Source organism: Klebsiella sp. DY2415, from assembly GCF_026314315.1.
Lineage (GTDB): Bacteria > Pseudomonadota > Gammaproteobacteria > Enterobacterales > Enterobacteriaceae > Klebsiella > Klebsiella ornithinolytica.
On the sequence record NZ_CP111115.1, the window covers coordinates 3,545,840 to 3,563,988 of the forward strand.

15 protein-coding genes are annotated in these 18,149 nt (G+C 57.5%); 11 read left to right on the forward strand and 4 right to left on the reverse strand.

The genetic code is table 11. The annotated features are described in order from the left end of the window. The first annotated feature begins 205 nt into the window (after window positions 1-205). The 4 genes from puuD to OQV00_RS16925 all read left to right on the forward strand — a co-directional run bounded on the left by puuD (window position 206) and on the right by OQV00_RS16925 (window position 4,550). Window positions 206-958: a gamma-glutamyl-gamma-aminobutyrate hydrolase gene (gene puuD, locus OQV00_RS16910; protein ID WP_196770154.1), complete on the forward strand. Its 753-nt coding sequence runs from the start codon at window positions 206-208 to the stop codon at window positions 956-958. A gap of 25 nt (window positions 959-983) precedes the next feature. Then, window positions 984-1,541, forward strand: coding sequence for an HTH-type transcriptional regulator PuuR (gene puuR, locus OQV00_RS16915; RefSeq protein WP_004860381.1), 558 nt, complete (start codon window positions 984-986; stop codon window positions 1,539-1,541). A gap of 238 nt (window positions 1,542-1,779) precedes the next feature. Next, window positions 1,780-3,267, forward strand: a complete 1,488-nt coding sequence (gene puuC, locus OQV00_RS16920) for an aldehyde dehydrogenase PuuC (protein ID WP_004860378.1) — start codon at window positions 1,780-1,782, stop codon at window positions 3,265-3,267. A gap of 2 nt (window positions 3,268-3,269) precedes the next feature. Further along, entirely contained in the window at window positions 3,270-4,550 is a 1,281-nt protein-coding gene (locus OQV00_RS16925) for an NAD(P)/FAD-dependent oxidoreductase (RefSeq protein ID WP_004860375.1), read from the forward strand. Window positions 4,551-4,690: 140 nt separating this feature from the next. On the opposite strand, the gene OQV00_RS16930 is transcribed toward OQV00_RS16925, so the two are convergent. Continuing rightward, a complete protein-coding gene (locus OQV00_RS16930) occupies window positions 4,691-5,641 on the reverse strand; it encodes a LysR substrate-binding domain-containing protein (protein WP_160873471.1) in 951 nt (316 codons plus the stop codon). A gap of 82 nt (window positions 5,642-5,723) precedes the next feature. Here OQV00_RS16930 and OQV00_RS16935 point away from each other — a divergent pair, with 82 nt between their 5' ends. Further along, window positions 5,724-6,809, forward strand: coding sequence for a tartrate dehydrogenase (locus tag OQV00_RS16935; protein WP_004860370.1), 1,086 nt, complete (start codon window positions 5,724-5,726; stop codon window positions 6,807-6,809). Window positions 6,810-6,844: 35 nt separating this feature from the next. Here the strand turns inward: OQV00_RS16935 and ptsP are convergent, their stop codons facing one another. Further along, window positions 6,845-9,346 carry a phosphoenolpyruvate--protein phosphotransferase gene (gene ptsP, locus OQV00_RS16940; protein ID WP_266279072.1) on the reverse strand — a complete coding sequence of 834 codons (2,502 nt, stop codon included), beginning with the start codon at window positions 9,344-9,346 and terminating at the stop codon, window positions 6,845-6,847. A gap of 308 nt (window positions 9,347-9,654) precedes the next feature. On the opposite strand from ptsP, the gene OQV00_RS16945 reads away from it, so the two are divergent. The 5 genes from OQV00_RS16945 to OQV00_RS16965 all read left to right on the forward strand — a co-directional run bounded on the left by OQV00_RS16945 (window position 9,655) and on the right by OQV00_RS16965 (window position 14,707). Next, entirely contained in the window at window positions 9,655-10,731 is a 1,077-nt protein-coding gene (locus OQV00_RS16945; protein ID WP_004860366.1) for a PTS fructose transporter subunit EIIC, read from the forward strand. A gap of 20 nt (window positions 10,732-10,751) precedes the next feature. Continuing rightward, window positions 10,752-11,072, forward strand: coding sequence for a PTS fructose-like transporter subunit IIB (locus OQV00_RS16950; RefSeq protein WP_004860362.1), 321 nt, complete (start codon window positions 10,752-10,754; stop codon window positions 11,070-11,072). A gap of 139 nt (window positions 11,073-11,211) precedes the next feature. Further along, window positions 11,212-13,509 carry a formate C-acetyltransferase gene (locus OQV00_RS16955; protein ID WP_032724221.1) on the forward strand — a complete coding sequence of 766 codons (2,298 nt, stop codon included), beginning with the start codon at window positions 11,212-11,214 and terminating at the stop codon, window positions 13,507-13,509. After that, entirely contained in the window at window positions 13,475-14,350 is an 876-nt protein-coding gene (locus OQV00_RS16960) for a [formate-C-acetyltransferase]-activating enzyme (protein WP_004860358.1), read from the forward strand. Before OQV00_RS16955 ends, OQV00_RS16960 begins: the two co-directional genes overlap by 35 nt. A 15-nt stretch (window positions 14,351-14,365) precedes the next feature. Beyond that, window positions 14,366-14,707, forward strand: coding sequence for a PTS fructose-like transporter subunit IIB (locus OQV00_RS16965; RefSeq protein ID WP_015584681.1), 342 nt, complete (start codon window positions 14,366-14,368; stop codon window positions 14,705-14,707). Between the two features lie 478 nt (window positions 14,708-15,185). Here the strand turns inward: OQV00_RS16965 and OQV00_RS16970 are convergent, their stop codons facing one another. Next, entirely contained in the window at window positions 15,186-15,953 is a 768-nt protein-coding gene (locus OQV00_RS16970; RefSeq protein WP_015584682.1) for a phytanoyl-CoA dioxygenase family protein, read from the reverse strand. Between the two features lie 250 nt (window positions 15,954-16,203). Between OQV00_RS16970 and OQV00_RS16975 the strand changes: the two genes are divergently transcribed. Further along, window positions 16,204-17,037, forward strand: coding sequence for an AraC family transcriptional regulator (locus OQV00_RS16975; protein WP_104896692.1), 834 nt, complete (start codon window positions 16,204-16,206; stop codon window positions 17,035-17,037). Between the two features lie 5 nt (window positions 17,038-17,042). Here the strand turns inward: OQV00_RS16975 and OQV00_RS16980 are convergent, their stop codons facing one another. Beyond that, window positions 17,043-17,948, reverse strand: coding sequence for a GGDEF domain-containing protein (locus tag OQV00_RS16980; protein WP_004860347.1), 906 nt, complete (start codon window positions 17,946-17,948; stop codon window positions 17,043-17,045). Between the last annotated feature and the right edge of the window lie 201 nt (window positions 17,949-18,149).

An 18,149-nucleotide genomic window follows, 5' to 3' on the forward strand; every position in this document is an offset into this window, starting at 1 on the left:
GTTTCGGAGCCGGGCTTTCTTGCCGTTAAATATAATGTCCACTCTTCGAATGTGTATGCAAACAAAATGTTTGTCAAATGTTAAATTAAGTTTGCAAACGGCAATTCTCACTGCTAGATTGAGAAAATATTGAACGATATGGCCATTTAAAGCGCTAAATGGTCATAATTTAGTCCACTTTGTGAGGGCGATCATGGAAAATATAATGTACAAGCCAGTTATTGGTGTCGTGATGTGCAGGAACAGGCTGAAGGGTCACCAGACCCAGACCCTGCAAGAAAAATACCTGAATGCAATAATTAACGCCGGTGGATTACCGATTGCCCTGCCGCATGCGCTGGCTGAACCGGAACTGCTTGCCGCGTTGTTACCTCAACTGGACGGAATTTACCTGCCGGGCAGCCCCAGCAATGTGCAGCCGCACCTTTATGGTGAAAACGGCGATGAGCCTGACGCCGATCCCGGGCGTGATCTTCTGAGCATGGCACTGATTCACGCCGCACTCGAAAGGCGCATCCCCATTTTCGCCATCTGCCGTGGGTTACAGGAACTGGTTGTCGCCACCGGTGGGACTCTGTATCGTCGTCTTTTCGAGCAGCCGGAGCTCCTCGAACATCGCGAAGATCCGGAACTGCCGGTTGAGCAGCAATATGCGCCGTCTCACGAAGTACAGGTTCAGCAAGGAGGATTACTTTCTCAGTTAATACCGGGCTGCAACACGTTTTGGGTAAACTCGCTACATGGGCAGGGAGCAAAGACATTAAGCTCGCGTCTGCGCGTCGAAGCCCGTTCTTCCGATGGGCTGGCAGAAGCGGTCAGCGTTAATGACCACCCCTTCGCGCTGGGGGTACAGTGGCATCCGGAATGGAACAGTAGTGAATACGCCCTGTCGCGTTTGTTGTTTGAAGGTTTTATCACCGCCTGTCAGAAGCGCATGGCTGAAAAGCCGCGACTCTGACCATTACAGTTAAGGAAATGCAAATATGAGCGATGACGGACTGGCGCCAGGAAAACGTCTGTCAGAGATCCGCCAACAGCTGGGTCTCTCACAACGTCGTGCCGCCGAACTGTCTGGGTTAACACATAGTGCCATCAGTACCATAGAACAGGACAAAGTCAGTCCTGCCATCAGTACGCTGCAAAAGCTGCTGAAAGTTTATGGGCTGTCGCTCTCGGAATTCTTTTCTGAACCAGAAAAACCTGATGAACCGCAGGTGGTTATTAATCAGGATGACCTTATCGAAATCGGCAGTCAGGGGGTTTCGATGAAGCTGGTGCATAACGGAAATCCGAACCGTACGCTGGCGATGATTTTTGAAACTTACCAGCCTGGAACCACAACCGGGGAGAGGATCAAACATCAAGGTGAGGAAATTGGCACCATACTGGAAGGTGAAGTCGTACTGGTCATAAATGGTCAGTCGTATCATCTGGTGGCTGGGCAAAGTTATGCCATAAATACCGGCATACCGCACAGTTTCAGCAATACTTCGGCCGGCATTTGCCGAATTATCAGTGCCCATACTCCCACCACATTCTGATTTTTTAGCCTGAGCAGGTTTCAGGCTTTCTTCTGGCCTGCTCCGTCGGATGCCCTGTTTCCGGCGGAGCGAAGAACACGCAAATAATACGCAGCGTAGTGCGGAATCTTATTTCCTGCTGGCCTCAATAATACGCGCAAATAAAACGCGCGAAAGACGGTATCTGACTCCGGGGACGCCCTGCGCCCTGCGCTGTCTGAAATGCCCACTATTCGATTATGTGATTAAGGAGTCTTATATGGATTTCAAACATCTGGCCTGGTGGCAGGATAAAGCGAAAAGCATGGAGATTGAAACGCGGTTATTTATTAATGGCGAATACTGCTCTGCTGTCGATAATACCACGTTTGAAACCATCGACCCTGCCGCCCAGCAAACTCTGGCGCATGTCGCCCGCGGTAAAAAGGCCGACGTCGACCTCGCTGTTCAGGCCGCGCGCCGCGTTTTTGAACGCGGCGACTGGTCGCAGACCTCACCCGCGCAGCGTAAAGCGGTGCTCAATAAGCTGGCAGACCTGATGGAAAGCCACCGTGAAGAGCTGGCGCTGCTGGAGACGCTCGATACCGGAAAGCCGATCCGCCACAGCCTGCGCGACGATATCCCCGGCGCGGCGCGGGCGATCCGCTGGTATGCGGAAGCCATCGACAAAGTGTATGGCGAAGTCGCCCCTACCGGCGTCAATGAACTGGCGATGATCGTCCGTGAGCCGGTAGGCGTGATTGCCGCCGTGGTCCCGTGGAATTTCCCGCTGCTGCTGGCCTGCTGGAAACTCGGCCCGGCGCTGGCCACCGGCAATAGCATCGTGCTTAAACCGTCTGAAAAATCACCGCTCACCGCCCTGCGTCTTGCTGGCCTGGCGAAAGAAGCCGGGCTGCCGGACGGCGTGCTGAACGTGATCAGCGGGTTTGGCCACGAGGCGGGCCAGGCCCTGTCGCTGCACCCGGACGTTGAGGTCATCACCTTTACCGGCTCTACCCGCACCGGCAAACAGCTGTTAAAAGATGCCGGCGACAGCAACATGAAGCGCGTCTGGCTGGAAGCGGGGGGGAAAAGCGCCAATATCGTCTTTGCCGACTGCCCGGATCTGCAAAAAGCGGTCAACGCCACCGCCGGCGGCATCTTTTACAACCAGGGCCAGGTGTGCATCGCCGGTACCCGCCTGCTGGTTGAAGAGAGCATTGCCGATGAGTTCCTCAGCCGTCTGCAGGAGCAGGCTCGCCTCTGGCAGCCGGGCAACCCGCTCGACCCCAACACCACCATGGGCATGTTGATTGATAACACCCATGCCGACAGCGTCCACAGTTTTATCCGCGTGGGAGAAAGTCACAGCACCTTACTGATCGATGGCCGGAAAAATCCGTGGCCGGCCGCCGTCGGCCCGACCATTTTCGTTGATGTCGATCCGGCCTCTCCTCTGAGTCGGGAAGAGATTTTCGGCCCGGTACTGGTGGTCACCCGCTTCACCTCAGAAGCCGAGGCACTGCGGCTTGCCAACGACAGCCATTACGGCCTGGGCGCAGCGGTCTGGACCCGCGATCTTTCCCGCGCCCACCGCATGAGCCGCCGCCTGAAAGCGGGCTCCGTTTTTGTGAACAACTATAACGATGGTGATATGACCGTCCCGTTTGGCGGCTATAAACAAAGCGGCAACGGACGCGATAAATCTCTGCACGCGCTGGAAAAATTCACCGAACTGAAAACGATCTGGATGACTCTGGAGTCTTAATCATGACCGAACATACCACCAGTTATTACGCCGCCAGCGCCAACAAATACGCACCGTTTCCGACGCTGAGCGAATCCATCAGCTGCGACGTCTGCGTCGTCGGCGGCGGCTACACCGGCCTCTCTTCCGCCCTACATCTTGCCGAAATGGGCTACGACGTGGTGCTGCTGGAAAGCGCCCGAATTGGCTTTGGCGCCAGCGGACGCAACGGCGGCCAGTTGGTTAACTCCTATAGCCGCGATATTGACGTCATTGAAAAAACCTACGGACCGGACGCGGCAAGAATGCTCGGCAGCATGATGTTTGAAGGTGGCGAGATCATCCGCGAACGTATCCAGCGCTATCAGATTCAGTGCGACTATCGCCCCGGCGGCCTGTTTGTGGCGATGAACCACAAACAGCTGGAAACCCTGGAAGAGCAGAAAGCCAACTGGCAGCGCTACGGTAACAACCAGCTGGAGCTGCTGGATGCCAATGCCATCCGCCGTGAGGTCAACAGCGATCGTTATACCGGCGCCCTGCTCGATCATAGCGGTGGTCATATTCATCCCCTGAATCTGGCCATCGGCGAAGCGAATGCCATTCGTCTGAACGGCGGTCGGATTTATGAACAATCGCCGGTCATCCGCATCCAGCACACCAGCCCGGCGGTGGTGAGCACCGCCAAAGGCCAGGTGACCGCACGCTACGTGATCGTCGCCGGAAACGCCTACCTTGGCGACAAAGTGGAGCCGGAGCTGGCCAAACGCAGTATGCCGTGCGGTACCCAGGTCGTCACCACCGAGCCGCTGTCCGACGACGTCGCCCGTTCGCTGATCCCGAAAAATTACTGCGTGGAAGACTGCAACTACCTGCTGGACTACTACCGTCTGACCGGCGATAACCGCCTGTTGTACGGCGGCGGCGTCGTCTACGGCGCCCGCGATCCGGACGACGTTGAACGGCTGATCATGCCGAAACTGCTGAAGACTTTCCCGCAGCTGAAAGGGGTGAAAATCGATTATCGCTGGACCGGCAACTTCCTGCTGACGCTTTCGAGGATGCCGCAGTTCGGACGCCTGGACAACAACATCTACTATATGCAGGGTTACAGCGGCCACGGCGTCACCTGTACCCATCTCGCCGGGCGGCTGATCTCCGAGCTGCTGCGCGGGGATGCCGAGCGCTTCGACGCCTTTGCGAACCTGCCCCACTACCCGTTCCCGGGCGGGCGCAGCTTACGCATTCCGTTTACCGCAATGGGCGCGGCGTACTACAGCTTGCGCGACCGCCTCGGCGTGTGAGCCGCTACGCCGCCTGGAACAACAGCCGCCGGGTGCGTTGATCCGGCGCCCGGCGCGCCGCTGTTTGAGCCAACGCCCGGCGGCGTTAACGCCGTCCGCGCCACCGGCAGCCAACGCCGGTGGTGTTCTCATCTTGCGCATCAGGTTTCGCGGCTCACAACGCATTGCTGCGGATAGTGCTGCTGAAAGTAGTGGCGTAAAAACTCCACCGTGGCCCGAATTTTCGCCGAAGTCGCCAGCCGCGACACATACACCGCCCAGATGTTGGCCGGCTGAGAGTATTCCGGCAGCAGATGCACCAGGTGACCGCTGGCGATATTGTCACTGACATCCCACCACGAGCGTAGCGAGATCCCCTGCCCGTCAAGACACCACTGATGCACGATCTCCCCGTGGTTAGAGGCGAGCGGGCCGGTCACCTTAATCGCCTGCTCCCCCTCTTTACCGTGGAGCTGCCAGACGCCAAACGGTCGATCGCGCTCTTTAATCACCAGACAGGGCAAGGTCGCCAGATCGCTGAGCTGCCTGGGCTGCGGATAGCGGGCCAGAAACGCCGGTGAAGCGCAGAGAATCCGCTGGTTGGTCGCCAGTTTGCGGGCAATCAGATTGGGGGCAATATCATCACCCACGCGAATATCGAGATCGACGCCTTCATTCACCAGGTCGACCAGCCGGTCTTCAACATCAAACCGCAGCTCCAGCTGCGGATACTGACGCGACAGCGCCGACAGCGCCGGCGCCACCACCCGGCGGCCAAAACCAAAGCTGCTGATAATCCGCAGCGTACCCTGCGGCACCTGACGCACATCGGACAGCTCATCCATCATTTGGTCGACGTCCTGCAAAATGCGCTGCGCCCATTCGTAGATGCGCTCGCCCTCTTCGGTTATCGTGACCCGACGGGTAGTGCGGTGCAGCAGCAGCACATTCAGCGTCTGCTCAAGCAAAGAAATGCGCTTGCTGACAAAGGCGGGCGAAACGCCGAGCTCTTCGGCGGCAGAGGCAAAACCGGCGCGGCGGGCTACCAGCATAAACACGCGTAAATCATTTAGCAGCGGCAGATTATTCATGAACTGTGTTTTATGTTTCACCAGTTAGCGTGATTAATTATGAACCAGTCAATTATAGGATAGAAAGGAAGTCAATTTTCATCGCTGATAAGTGAGAACCGGTATGAAGAAAAGCTGTCGTATTGCCGCCATCCCAGGAGACGGGATAGGTAAAGAAGTGCTGCCTGAAGGTATTCGCGTCTTACAAGCCGCGGCTGAACGCTGGGATTTGTCATTAAGCTTTGAACAGATTGAATGGGCCAGCTGCGACTATTATGTCCGCCACGGTAAAATGATGCCCGACGACTGGCATGAGCAGCTCAAAACCTTTGATGCTCTCTATTTTGGCGCCGTCGGCTGGCCCGACACCGTAGCGGATCACGTCTCACTGTGGGGCTCGCTGCTCAAGTTTCGCCGCGAGTTCGATCAGTACGTCAACCTGCGTCCGGTGCGCCTGTTCCCCGGCGTTCCCTGCCCGCTGGCGGGTAAAAAAGCCGGCGATATTGATTTCTACGTGGTGCGGGAGAATACCGAAGGGGAATACTCCTCGCTCGGCGGACGCGTGAACCCCGGGACCGAGTATGAGATGGTGATTCAGGAGTCGGTCTTCACCCGCCGCGGCGTAGACCGGATCCTGCGCTACGCGTTTGAACTGGCGCAAAGCCGCCCGCGTAAAACCCTGACCTCCGCCACCAAATCCAACGGGCTGGCCATCAGCATGCCTTACTGGGATGAGCGCGTAGAAGCCATGGCCCGGGAGTATCCTGAGATCCGCTGGGACAAACAGCATATCGATATTCTGTGCGCCCGCTTCGTCCTCCAGCCGGAACGCTTCGACGTGGTCGTCGGCTCAAATCTGTTCGGCGATATCCTCTCCGATCTTGGCCCGGCCTGTACCGGTACCATTGGCATCGCCCCGTCGGCGAACCTGAATCCGGAGCGTACCTTCCCGTCTCTGTTCGAGCCGGTCCACGGCTCAGCGCCGGATATTTACGGTCAGAACATCGCCAACCCGATAGCGACTATCTGGGCGGGCGCCATGATGCTGGATTTCCTCGGCGCCGGCGATGCGCGTTATCAGGCCGCCCATGACGGTATTTTACAGGCTATTGAGCAGGTTATCGCCAGCGGGCCGAAAACGCCGGATATGAAGGGGGATGCCTCGACCCGGCAGGTCAGCGAAGCCATCTGCCAGGCGATTTTGCGCTAACCCGCCTCTCCGGCGGCACCGTTCCGCCGGAGAAACTACAGCTCCAGCTCGCGCTGCAATAACCCGGCGATGGCCTCGCTGCTGTCGGCGGTGACCAGCGCGTGACGAAACGCCTCGTGCATAATGCGCCGCGCCAGACGAGAGAAGATGCGCATATGCTGATCCCCGGCGGCATGTTTGTTCAGCGTCAGCATAATCACAAATTGCGCTTCGTCCTCTCCCCACGCCACCGGCCGGGCCAGGCGAGCCACGCTGATGGTGGACTGCTCAATATGTTCCGACTTGCTGTGCGGAATGGCAAAGCTGAAGCCCAGCCCGGTGGAAAATACCGCTTCGCGCGCCCAGAGATCGGCCTCCAGCTTACGCGGGTAGCGGCAACGCCCCGCCAGCAGCAGATTGTCGGTCATGCCTTTCAGCACCTCTTCTTTACTGCGCCAGTCGCTGTTTAAGGTAATGCACTGCGTGGTAATCAGCGGCGCGTCCTGCTGGGCCATGCGGAACTGAGCTAATAAATGTTCCACCTCCAGCGAGGTGCGACACTGCATAGCCTGGTTCAGCAGCTGGCGACAGGCCCGACTATCCAGCCGGGCCAGACGCGCTTTCGTCGCCGGAATCGCCGGCGCGCTCATGCTCAGTTCATCCAGCCCAAGTCCCACCAGCAGCGGCAGCACCGAGCCTTTCGCCCCCAGTTCACCGCACAGACCAATCCATTTCCCCTGGCGATGTACCGCCTGCACGGCGTAGTCCAGCGCGCGCAAAAAAGCCGGGTTGAGGCTGTTGTAGTGGCGCGTGACCTTGCTGTTATCACGATCCACCGCCAGCAGGTACTGCGTCAGGTCATTGCTGCCAATACTGAAAAAATCGATCTCTTCACAGCACTGGTCGATGATAAACATCACCGACGGCACTTCCAGCATGATGCCAAACGGGATCTTCTCATCGAACGGAATATGTTCATCGCGCAGGGATTGCCTGGCTTCGGCCAGCCTTTCTTTCACCCACAGAATCTCCTCCATCGAGGAGATCATCGGAATCATAATTTTCAACGAGCCGTGCGCCGAGGCGCGCAGAATCGCCCTGAGCTGCGTGCGGAACAGCGTCTGGTACTCTTCGTAAATTCGCACCGCGCGATAGCCGAGGAAGGGGTTGTTTTCCGCCGGGATATTGAGATAGGCCACCGGCTTATCGCCCCCGATATCCATGGTGCGAATAATAATGCTGCGGCCCTTCGCCGGTTCCAGCGCCTGGCAAAAAATATTATACAGTTCATCTTCAGACGGCGCGCCGGGCCGGTCCATATACAGCATTTCGGTACGGAACAGGCCCACCGCCTGCGCGCCGTTGCCAAACGCCGCGGCGGCTTCAACGGAGTGGGCAATATTGGCCGCCACCTCCAGACGCAGGCCATCTTTTGTGACCCCGTCTTTATCAAACCACGCCTGCTGCTGACGACGTAACTGCGCCGCGGCCCAGGCCTCCTGCTGGTAGTAGCGCGTCACCGCCTCATCCGGGTTAACCGCCACCAGCCCGGCATTGCCGTCGATATATATCAGTTGCCCCACCCACGGCTGCAGCGCCGCCATCTCCACGCCGACCAGAGTCGGAATATTAAACGAACGCGCCAGAATCACGGTATGCGAAGTGGTCCCGCCGCCGCTCAGCAGCAGGCCTTTCAGCAGCGTTTTATCCAGCTCAAGAAACTGGCTGGGCGTTAACTCATCGGCAAGACAAATCGCCGGGACGGTCAGCTTACCCGGAGCCGGGAAGCGGGACTCGCCGTAGATATGCTGCAGAAGCTGGAAGCAGACATCGCGGATGTCCAGCACCCGCTCCTGTAAATAGCGGTTGCCGGAGTCGTGGAACTGAGCGCAGAAGTGCTCGCCGCTGGCGACGATCGCCTGGGCGCAGCTCAGGCCGGTCAGCAGCCCGCCAAGCAGATGCTGGCGTAGAGAAGCATCCGTCGCCAGCGAACGATGCGCCTCCAGAATGGCGCCGGCGGTTCCGTCGTTATCCAGCAGCCGCAGCTCGATATTTTTAACCAGCAGCAGCAAACCTTGATCCAGCAGCGCCTGCTCGTGCTCAACATTCCCGGCAGCGGGCAGCGGGCCCGGGTCGCGCAGATCGAAAGATTTCAGCCGGGTGAGCGTGCCCCCGGCGCTCCCGGCACACACTGGCCGCCCGTGCAACAGGATGGGATTCAGCCGCGACAGCGATTCCGGAACCGGCTGTACCTCTGGACTTTCCGCCGCCGGCAACGGCGTATCGCAGTGCGGAAATTCATCCTGAATAAATGCCGACAGGGCAGCAAGCGCCCGCTGCTCATCCTCGCCGCGGATAATTAACTGGCACTCGTCGCCCTGTATTGTGTTGGTGGCAATAATAGCCAGCGCGCTTTTCGCATTGCCGCGCAGGTCGCTGCGCGTATTCCACCAGTCAACAGAAGACAAAAAGGTATTGCATAGCGTTTCTACCAGACTAGCCGGACGGGCGTGGACGCCATTTGGCAAATCACAACGGAATTTAATAACCTGGGCCATTGGCTTTCTCCTGAGCAAGACATCATTGCCTCAACGGTAAAGAAAGCGCGCCGCAGGAACTACGCGAGAAAAGAGTGAATTACTGGAAAATTGTACACAGAGATCTTTTTTCTGTTCCGGCTCACAATTCTCTCGTTTGCTCGCAACATTCCCCCATAACACCTAAGATTTGAGGTGGATCGCAATTTCACGCGCACCTTACAAATATCCAGTAAATGCACTTTTTCTCTACTGTTTTCTCCCCCGCCATTTTCCTACTGTTGAAGCAACAATACTGTCACGAGCGTTAGCGCGCTCAGGAGCAAGCAATGAACGAACTGGTGCAAATACTAAAAAATACACGCCAGCATCTCATGACCGGCGTCTCACATATGATCCCCTTTGTGGTCTCCGGCGGGATCCTCCTCGCCGTCTCGGTCATGCTATACGGCAAAGGCGCCGTGCCCGATGGCGCGACGGATCCCAACCTGAAAAAACTGTTTGATATTGGCGTCGCCGGACTGACCCTGATGGTGCCTTTTCTGGCGGCCTATATCGGCTACTCCATTTCTGACCGCGCGGCGCTGGCCCCGTGCGCCATTGGCGCGTGGGTCGGCAACAGTTTTGGCGCCGGTTTTTTCGGCGCACTGATCGCCGGGATGATCGGCGGCCTGGTGGTTTACTACCTGAAGAAAATCCCTGTCCACAAAGTGCTGCGCTCCGTGATGCCCATTTTTGTTATCCCCATTATCGGCACTTTTATTACGGCCGGGATCATGATGTGGGGGCTGGGTGAACCTATCGGCGCGCTCACCGCCGGTCTGACAACCTGGCTACAGGGCATGCGCGAGGGCAGCATCGTGCTTCTCGCCATCATCATGGGGCTGATGCTGGCCTTCGACATGGGGGGGCCGGTCAATAAAGTGGCCTACGCCTTCATGCTGATTTGCGTCTCCCAGGGGGTTTATAGCGTGGTGGCTATCGCCGCCGTCGGGATCGCCATTCCGCCGCTGGGCATGGGTCTGGCGACGCTGGTGGGTCGCAAATACTTCACGCCAGAGGAGCGAGAAGCGGGCAAAGCCGCGCTGGTCATGGGCTGCGTTGGCGTGTCGGAAGGCGCCATCCCCTTCGCGGCCGCCGACCCGCTGCGCGTCATCCCGTCGATCATGATTGGCGCCGCCAGCGGCTGCGCGACGACCGCCCTGCTCGGCGTTCAGTGCTACGCCGGCTGGGGCGGACTGATTGTCCTGCCGGTGGTTCAGGGTAAAGGCGGGTTCATCATCGGCCTGCTGGTCGGGGCATTGGTCAGCGCCGCCTGCGTCATCGTGCTTAAAGCCCTCACCAGGAAGAAAGCGTCAGAAGCCAAAGCCGATGACGAACTGGATCTTGATTTCGAAATTAACTGAAACCGCAGAAGGAATAGTTTATGACCAGGATTATCGCCGTTACCGCCTGCCCGTCCGGCGTCGCACACACCTACATGGCAGCGGAGTCGCTGGAGAGCGCCGCCACAGCCAAAGGCTGGCAGGTCAAGGTGGAGACCCAGGGCTCCATCGGTATTGAAAATGAGCTGTCGGCAGACGATGTCGCCAGCGCCGATATCGTGATTCTGACCAAAGATATCGGCATCAAGAGTGAAGAGCGGTTTGCCGGTAAAACCATCGTTCGCGTCAATATCAGCGATGCCGTGAAGCGGGCTGACGCCATTATGAACAAAATCGACAGCCATCTTTCGCAGAAAGCCTGAATACCGTCGCGCGCAGCGACGCTGCGCAAGACTCAGCGCCCCGCTCCACGAGCGTCATTGTGACCGGCAGTCCGTGCGCAACGCGCATCGCGAATTGCCTCAATCCGCGCGTGGAGAGGGCGTTCACATGGAGTTTGTCATGACCAATCGTACCCAACGCTTAATAGCGGGCCTGTTCGCTCACCCGCGGGAAATCTCGCTCGAACGCGCCCTGCTCTATACCGAAAGCCACAAACGCACCGAGGGGGAGCCGACGATGATTCGTCGGGCGAAGGCCACCGCCTGGATCCTTGACCATGTACAGATTTCGATTCGTGATGATGAACTGATCGCCGGCAACCGGACAATCAAACCGCGCGCCGGCATCGTCTCGCCCGAGATGGACCCCTACTGGTTGCTTAACGAGCTGGATCGGTTCCCGGTTCGCCCGCAGGATCGCTTCGCCATCAGCGATGAAGACAAGCGCATCTACCGTGAAGCACTGTTCCCGTACTGGGAAAAACGCTCGATGAAAGATGTTATTAACGCCCAGATGACCGACGAGGTGAAAGCGGCGGTAGGCACGCAGATTTTCAGCATCAACCAGACCGACAAGGGCCAGGGGCACATCATTATCGATTATCCCCGCCTGCTGAATAAAGGACTGGCGGCGCTGGCGACGGAAATGAAAAGTCTGGCCCGACAGCATCCGGAGAACGATTTTTATCAGGCGGTGCTGATTTTACTGGCGGCCTCGCAGCGCCACATTTTGCGTTACGCCACCCTCGCCGCTGACATGGCCCGCCGCTGCGACGATCCGCAGCGACGCCAGGAGCTGGAGACGATTGCCGCTCATTCGCGCCATAACGCCGCGCATCGCCCGGAAGATTTCTGGCAGGCCTGCCAGCTGTTCTGGTACATGAACATCATTCTGCAGTACGAGTCCAACGCCAGTTCGATTTCGCTTGGCCGTTTTGACCAGTATATGCTGCCGTTTTATCAGGCGTCGCTAACCCGTGGCGAGGATCCCGCGTTGCTGAAAACGCTGCTGGAATCGCTGTGGGTCAAGTGCAACGATATTGTCCTGCTGCGCTCATCCAGCAGCGCCCGCTACTTTGCCGGCTTTCCGACGGGCTATACCGCCTTGCTCGGCGGCCTGAGTGAGACCGGACGCAGCGCGGTAAACGTGCTCTCCTTTCTCGCGCTGGATGCCTACCAGAACGTCCGTCTGCCGCAGCCCAATCTCGGCGTGCGCGTCAACGAACTGATCGACCGCCCGTTCCTGCACAAAACGGCGGAAACCATCCGCTTAGGCACCGGGATCCCACAAATTTTCAACGACGAAGTGGTGGTTCCGGCCTTTCTCAACCGCGGCGTCTCGCTGGAGGATGCGCGGGATTATGCCGTCGTCGGCTGCGTCGAACTCTCTATCCCCGGCCGCACCTATGGGCTGCACGATATTGCGATGTTCAACCTGCTGAAGGTCATGGAGATCGTGATGCTGGAGAACGAAGGTAACCCCGATATCAGCTGGGACGGGCTGATTCAGCAGATCCGCGAGAAAATCCGCTACTACATCAGGCTGATGGTCGAAGGCAGCAACATTTGCGACCTCGGCCACCGGGATCAGGCGCCGGTTCCCCTGCTCTCTTCGTTTATTCAGGATTGCGTGTTGCACGGAAAGGACATCACCGAAGGCGGCGCGCGCTACAACTTCTCCGGCGTTCAGGGAATTGGTATCGCCAATCTCAGCGACTCCCTGCATGCGCTCAAGGGGATGGTCTTCGAGCAGCAGCGCATGAGCTACGACGAGCTGATTCAGGTCCTCAAGGCCAATTTCCAGACGCCGGAAGGCGAGAAAATCCGCGCCCGACTGGTTCACCGCTTTGAAAAATATGGCAACGATATCGACGAGGTAGACAATATCAGCGCCGACCTGCTGCGCTTTTACTGTAAAGAGGTTGAGCAGTACCGCAACCCGCGCGGCGGGCACTTCACCCCCGGTTCCTATACCGTCTCGGCGCACGTTCCGCTCGGCTCGGTGGTCGGCGCAACGCCGGATGGCCGCCTGGCCGGCGAGCAGTTAGCCGATGGCGGTCTGTCGCCGATGGTCGGCCAGGATTCTCAGGGGCCAACGGCGGTCCTGAAATCGGTCAGCAAGCTGGATAACTACCTGCTCTCCAACGGCACGCTGCTGAACGTGAAGTTCACCCCGGCGACCCTGAGCGGAGAGAGCGGGCTCAACAAGCTGGCTGATTTCTTACAGGCTTTCACCAGCCTGAAGCTACAGCATATCCAGTTTAACGTGGTCAACGCACAGACGCTGCGCGAAGCGCAGCAGCGCCCTCAGGATTTCGCCGGCCTGGTGGTACGCGTCGCGGGCTACAGCGCCTTCTTTGTGGAGTTATCGAAGGAGATCCAGGATGACATTATCCACCGCACCACGCATCAACTGTGACGTTATCGAGACGCGCGCCGACCGGGCGCGCATTTTCAATCTCCAGCGCTACTCTCTGAACGATGGCCAGGGGATCAGAACCGTCGTCTTTTTTAAAGGTTGCCCGCACACCTGTCCGTGGTGTGCCAACCCGGAATCCCTCTCCCCCCAAATTGAAACCGTGCGCCGGGAAAGCCGGTGTCTCCACTGCGCTCGCTGCCAGCAGGACGTCGAAGAGTGCCCTTCCGGCGCATGGGAGCAGATTGGCCGCGATGTCACTCAGGAAGCGTTGCTCAAAGAGGTTCTGAAAGATGAGATCTTTTTTCGTGCCTCGGGCGGCGGCGTCACGCTATCGGGTGGAGAGGTGTTGATGCAGGCCGGGTTTGCCACCCGTTTCTTACGCGCGTTGCGCCAGTGGGGGATCCACACGGCGATAGAAACGGCGGGCGACGCCGCCTTCAGCCGCGTTTACCCTCTTGCCCAGGCATGCGACGAAGTGCTGTTTGATCTGAAAATGATGGATCCCGGGCAGGCCAGAGAACAGCTCGCCCTGAATCTCCCCCGGGTGCTGGAAAATTTCAGCCGGCTGGTGGAAAATGGCGTTCACGTCATTCCCAGAGTGCCGCTCATTCCCGGCTTTACCCTGTGTGAAAAGAACTTCAGCCAGATTCTCTCCTTCCTGGCGCCGTTTGCGCTGCCTGACATTCACCTGCTGCCGTTTCACCACTATGGCGAACCGAAATACTCGCTGTTGGGCAAGAGATGGGCGATGGCAAAGGTCGGAGCGCCATCGGCAGCAGAGATTAACCGATTCACTCTCATGGCTGAACAAGCTGGTTTTCGCGTAACTGTCGGTGGCTAATGCCCGGAGGATGCTATGGATCTCAAGATCGTTGCGGTCACGGCCTGCGTGAGCGGCGTGGCCCATACCTATATGGCGGCGGAGCGGTTACAAAAAGTCGGCCACCACGAAAAGTGGCAGATCAAAATCGAAACCCAGGGCGCGCTGGGGATTGAGAATAAAATTACCCCCGACGATATTGCCGGGGCCGATGTCGTCCTGCTGGTTACGGATATTGAAATCGACGACGCCAGGCGCTTTTGCGGCCAGCGCACGATTAAAACCAGCATCAAAACGTTTTTACTCCATCCGCAGCAGATCGCGGAAGCGGTAAAAAGCATCATGAAAAAGCCGGTCGTCTATTTAGAGATCCCCTGAGAGCGGGCTGGCGCATTCCACTGCTTCTCAGGAACGACGAACCGCTATCGTCTGCCGGTTTGTCGCCCGGACAGCAGAGCCGCGCCGCCGGGACGACAAGGGATGCAGGGCCGTAGCCCGGGCAAACAATTTATCCCGCCGCCCGGGAACCTCTCCCCGGTGGCGCTGCGCTTACCGGGGCTACCTGATACCGAACCGACAAGGGATGCCGGGCCGTAGCCCGGGCAAATAATCTATCCCGCCGCCCGGGAACCTCTCCCCGGTGGCGCAGCGCTTACCGGGGCTACCTGATACCGAACCGACAAGGGATGCCGGGCCGTAGCCCGGGCAAATAATTTATCCCGCCGCCCGGGAGTCTCTCCCCGGTGGCGCTACGCTTACCGGGGCTACCTGATACCGAACCGGCAAGGGATGCCGGGCCGTAGCCCGGGCAAATAATCTATCCCGCCGCCATCTGGCAAAAAATGGACGCCCGGGCTTACTCCACATCCAGCAGCCATTTTTGCGCCGGCGTCAGGCGACTGGCGGTTTCCGGCTTTAGCCAGCGCCGCTGGTCCTGCTGCGCGCTGTCCTGGCGGTCAATGTATAAACCGTGCAGCACCCGTCTTCTGCTGCCGGTGGTATTACAGGTTCCGCCGTGCCAGGTATGTGCGTTATAAATCATTACGCTCCCCGCCGGGGCGGCAAACACCACCTCATCCGGGTGCGGCAGTTCAGGGTCGCTCAGGACCTCCTCGGGCAGCTCCGGGCGCAGATGCGTACCGGGAATAATTCGCGGGGCGCCATTCTCAGCACTCAAATCATCGATTGCCCAGATGGTATTCACCAGATGCACTTTGGGAAAATCGGGACGCGGTTTTTTCCAGTCGGCATGTAGCGGCTGGTGGCCGCCGTTAACCAGCGCCTCGCGCGCATTCAGGCTGGACACTTTAAAGTCGCCCTGAAAAATATAGCGGCAGGCCGACAGCACCAGCGGATGGGACCACACCTTCTCCCAAATCACCCCTTTATTCACCAGGTTGGCAATGCGCGTCGCGGTCGCCTCCTGATGGTGTTCCATGGCCAGGTTATCCCCCTCGCTCTCGACAAGCGTATCGATGAGCTCGCGCATCGCCGCCAGCCACGCCGGGTCGGCCAGATGATGCACCACGGTGTAGCCAAGCGTATCCAGCTCCTGTTTCATTTTGTCGGATAAGGCGATGTTGGCGCCGAGGGCATCCAGATAGACAGCAGATTGATGTTCCATATTTCCTTTCCTTAACCTTTCGATAACACGAAATAAACTCTAATCGTCGGCCAGGGGAAATACATGAGGCGATTCCTACGAAAAACTGGACATCCGTACGCGGGGAGGCAAAGTGTGATGATCGTCAAACTCTGAGACTCAGGCGGCCGCAGGCTGGCTCTGCGCGCTCAATCGGGCGAACTAAAAGAGATCTGCGGATATTAAATAGATTATATTCAACAGGATAATAGTTCGCTCTCGGGGTGAAGGGATGATTGAAGATCTGCCGGGTATTTTAAATCGTCTGGTCAATCAGAAGGACAGGCTGCTGGTCAGGTTCCCGGAACCGGATATTTCTGTCCCGGAACTGGCCTATCAGGTCGCGTTTCCGCGTCTGGAGATTGTGCTGGAGGGCGAGCTGCGGGAGAACGGTTTACCCTTGTCCGATATGGTGCTGTCAACATCGCAGGTGCTTTATGTCCAGGCGGGAAAGTGGACCTGCCCGCAGTGGACCGGTCAGGCATCGACCTTAAGTATTTTATTTGGCAGACAAAAGCTGGGGTTTTGCATCCAGCACTGGGACGGTAAACGGCTGCGAACGGAGAAACAAAGCGTCGCCCGCCTGGGGCCGCGCGTGGGCTCTTATCTGCTGCTGGCGCTGAACGAAATCTGTCTGCAGCCAGACCCGGTCACCGCCCGGCTTGTGGTGTCGGCGCTGCTGAGCCACTGCCTTGAACAGCTGGTCGGCCTGGAGATGCGGGTCAGCCGCAGCCGCGATCTGTTTATGGCGGTACAGGATTATCTGGAGGAGAATCTCAGCCAGCCGTTAACCCGCGAATCGGTGGCAAAACGTTTTCATATCACCCCAAACTACCTGTCGCACATTTTTCAGAAATCGGGTTCCGTCGGTTTTAACGAATACCTGACCCGCGTCCGACTGGAGCAGGCCAAAAAGCTGCTGCGGGGTTACGACTTAAAAGTCAAAGAGATTGCCCACAACTGCGGCTTTATCGACAGCAACTATTTTTGCCGGGTGTTTAAACGCTATACCGAACGTTCGCCTTCCGAATATCGCCGCCATTGTCGCAGCGCGCAGCAGGGGTAGCGGCCTCAGGATGCGGCCCACTCGACGCGTCCGCGGCCGTTATGTTTAGCCTGGTAGAGCGCTTCATCCACCTTCTTAATAAACGCATCCTGCGCTTCATCTTTTTCACGCATGCCGACGCCAATGCTGACCGACAGCGGATAATCATGATTAATCAGAATGGAGCGGACATTCTCCAGAATGGACTGCGCCAGGTTGCGCACCTCTTCGGCCGACATTCCGTCAACAATAATGGCAAACTCTTCGCCACCAATCCGGGCCGGCAGAATTTTATCGCTGGTTAATTTTGCCAGCTGTTTACCCAACGCGAATAGCACCTCATCGCCCACCAGATGGCCGTAGGTATCATTTATCTTCTTGAAAAAATCAATATCCAGAATCATCAGCGCCAGCTGATGGCCCTGTTTTTCCCGGATAGTATCAATGAAAAAGCGCCGGTTAGGCAGTTGAGTCAGCTCGTCTTTTAACGATTGAGAACGCGCGTCCACGTACAGCACGTTAATACGCTCGATAATTTTGTAGATGCCGATAGTCGTCAACAGCATGCCGGAAAGACGGAGCAGATCTTCGCAGTAATAGCCCATCCATTTCGGCTGGACAAATATCTCGTCCATTAAATCAAAGGTGCCGCCGGCTATCCAGAGTAACAGCCCGTAGCGCACCCAGTTTACCGCGACATAGCTCATTCTGACTTTTGCCGAAATCCATAACATAAACACCAGGAACAATAAGGCTAACAGATCAATATACAGCCCGGCGTTGGCGAAGATAACCTCCCAGGGACCTAATGGTTTCGATATCACGACACACAATGTGGAAACGGCGATAATCACCAGTAATGCGGGGAAAAGATTCATCCCGGAACGGGAGGACTGCGTCTGTATATTAATACTCTTATCTGAATTCAGCATCGGCATGTCTCTCGTCAGCAGCATATCTTTTCACAAGGTAGCATAACAGTCGGGGAATTTTCAGCGAATAAAAATGATGATTATCTGAGGGTTAAAGGCGTCATCGATGCTTGATAAGAAGAGCAGACTGACCCCGCGGAATTATTCCAACTGACTACCAATCCATGGCGACGAGGTCAGTGCCGCGGATGGTATAGAGTT

Coding starts and splice junctions, on each gene's coding strand:
- OQV00_RS16945 (WP_004860366.1), top strand. CDS start 9,655: ATGAACGAACTGGTGCAAATACTAAAAAATACACGCCAGCATCTCATG.
- OQV00_RS16980 (WP_004860347.1), bottom strand. CDS start 17,948: ATGCTGAATTCAGATAAGAGTATTAATATACAGACGCAGTCCTCCCGT.
- OQV00_RS16950 (WP_004860362.1), top strand. CDS start 10,752: ATGACCAGGATTATCGCCGTTACCGCCTGCCCGTCCGGCGTCGCACAC.
- puuR (WP_004860381.1), top strand. CDS start 984: ATGAGCGATGACGGACTGGCGCCAGGAAAACGTCTGTCAGAGATCCGC.
- ptsP (WP_266279072.1), bottom strand. CDS start 9,346: ATGGCCCAGGTTATTAAATTCCGTTGTGATTTGCCAAATGGCGTCCAC.
- OQV00_RS16935 (WP_004860370.1), top strand. CDS start 5,724: ATGAAGAAAAGCTGTCGTATTGCCGCCATCCCAGGAGACGGGATAGGT.
- OQV00_RS16925 (WP_004860375.1), top strand. CDS start 3,270: ATGACCGAACATACCACCAGTTATTACGCCGCCAGCGCCAACAAATAC.
- puuD (WP_196770154.1), top strand. CDS start 206: ATGTACAAGCCAGTTATTGGTGTCGTGATGTGCAGGAACAGGCTGAAG.
- OQV00_RS16975 (WP_104896692.1), top strand. CDS start 16,204: ATGATTGAAGATCTGCCGGGTATTTTAAATCGTCTGGTCAATCAGAAG.
- OQV00_RS16970 (WP_015584682.1), bottom strand. CDS start 15,953: ATGGAACATCAATCTGCTGTCTATCTGGATGCCCTCGGCGCCAACATC.
- OQV00_RS16955 (WP_032724221.1), top strand. CDS start 11,212: ATGACCAATCGTACCCAACGCTTAATAGCGGGCCTGTTCGCTCACCCG.
- OQV00_RS16965 (WP_015584681.1), top strand. CDS start 14,366: ATGGATCTCAAGATCGTTGCGGTCACGGCCTGCGTGAGCGGCGTGGCC.
- puuC (WP_004860378.1), top strand. CDS start 1,780: ATGGATTTCAAACATCTGGCCTGGTGGCAGGATAAAGCGAAAAGCATG.
- OQV00_RS16960 (WP_004860358.1), top strand. CDS start 13,475: ATGACATTATCCACCGCACCACGCATCAACTGTGACGTTATCGAGACG.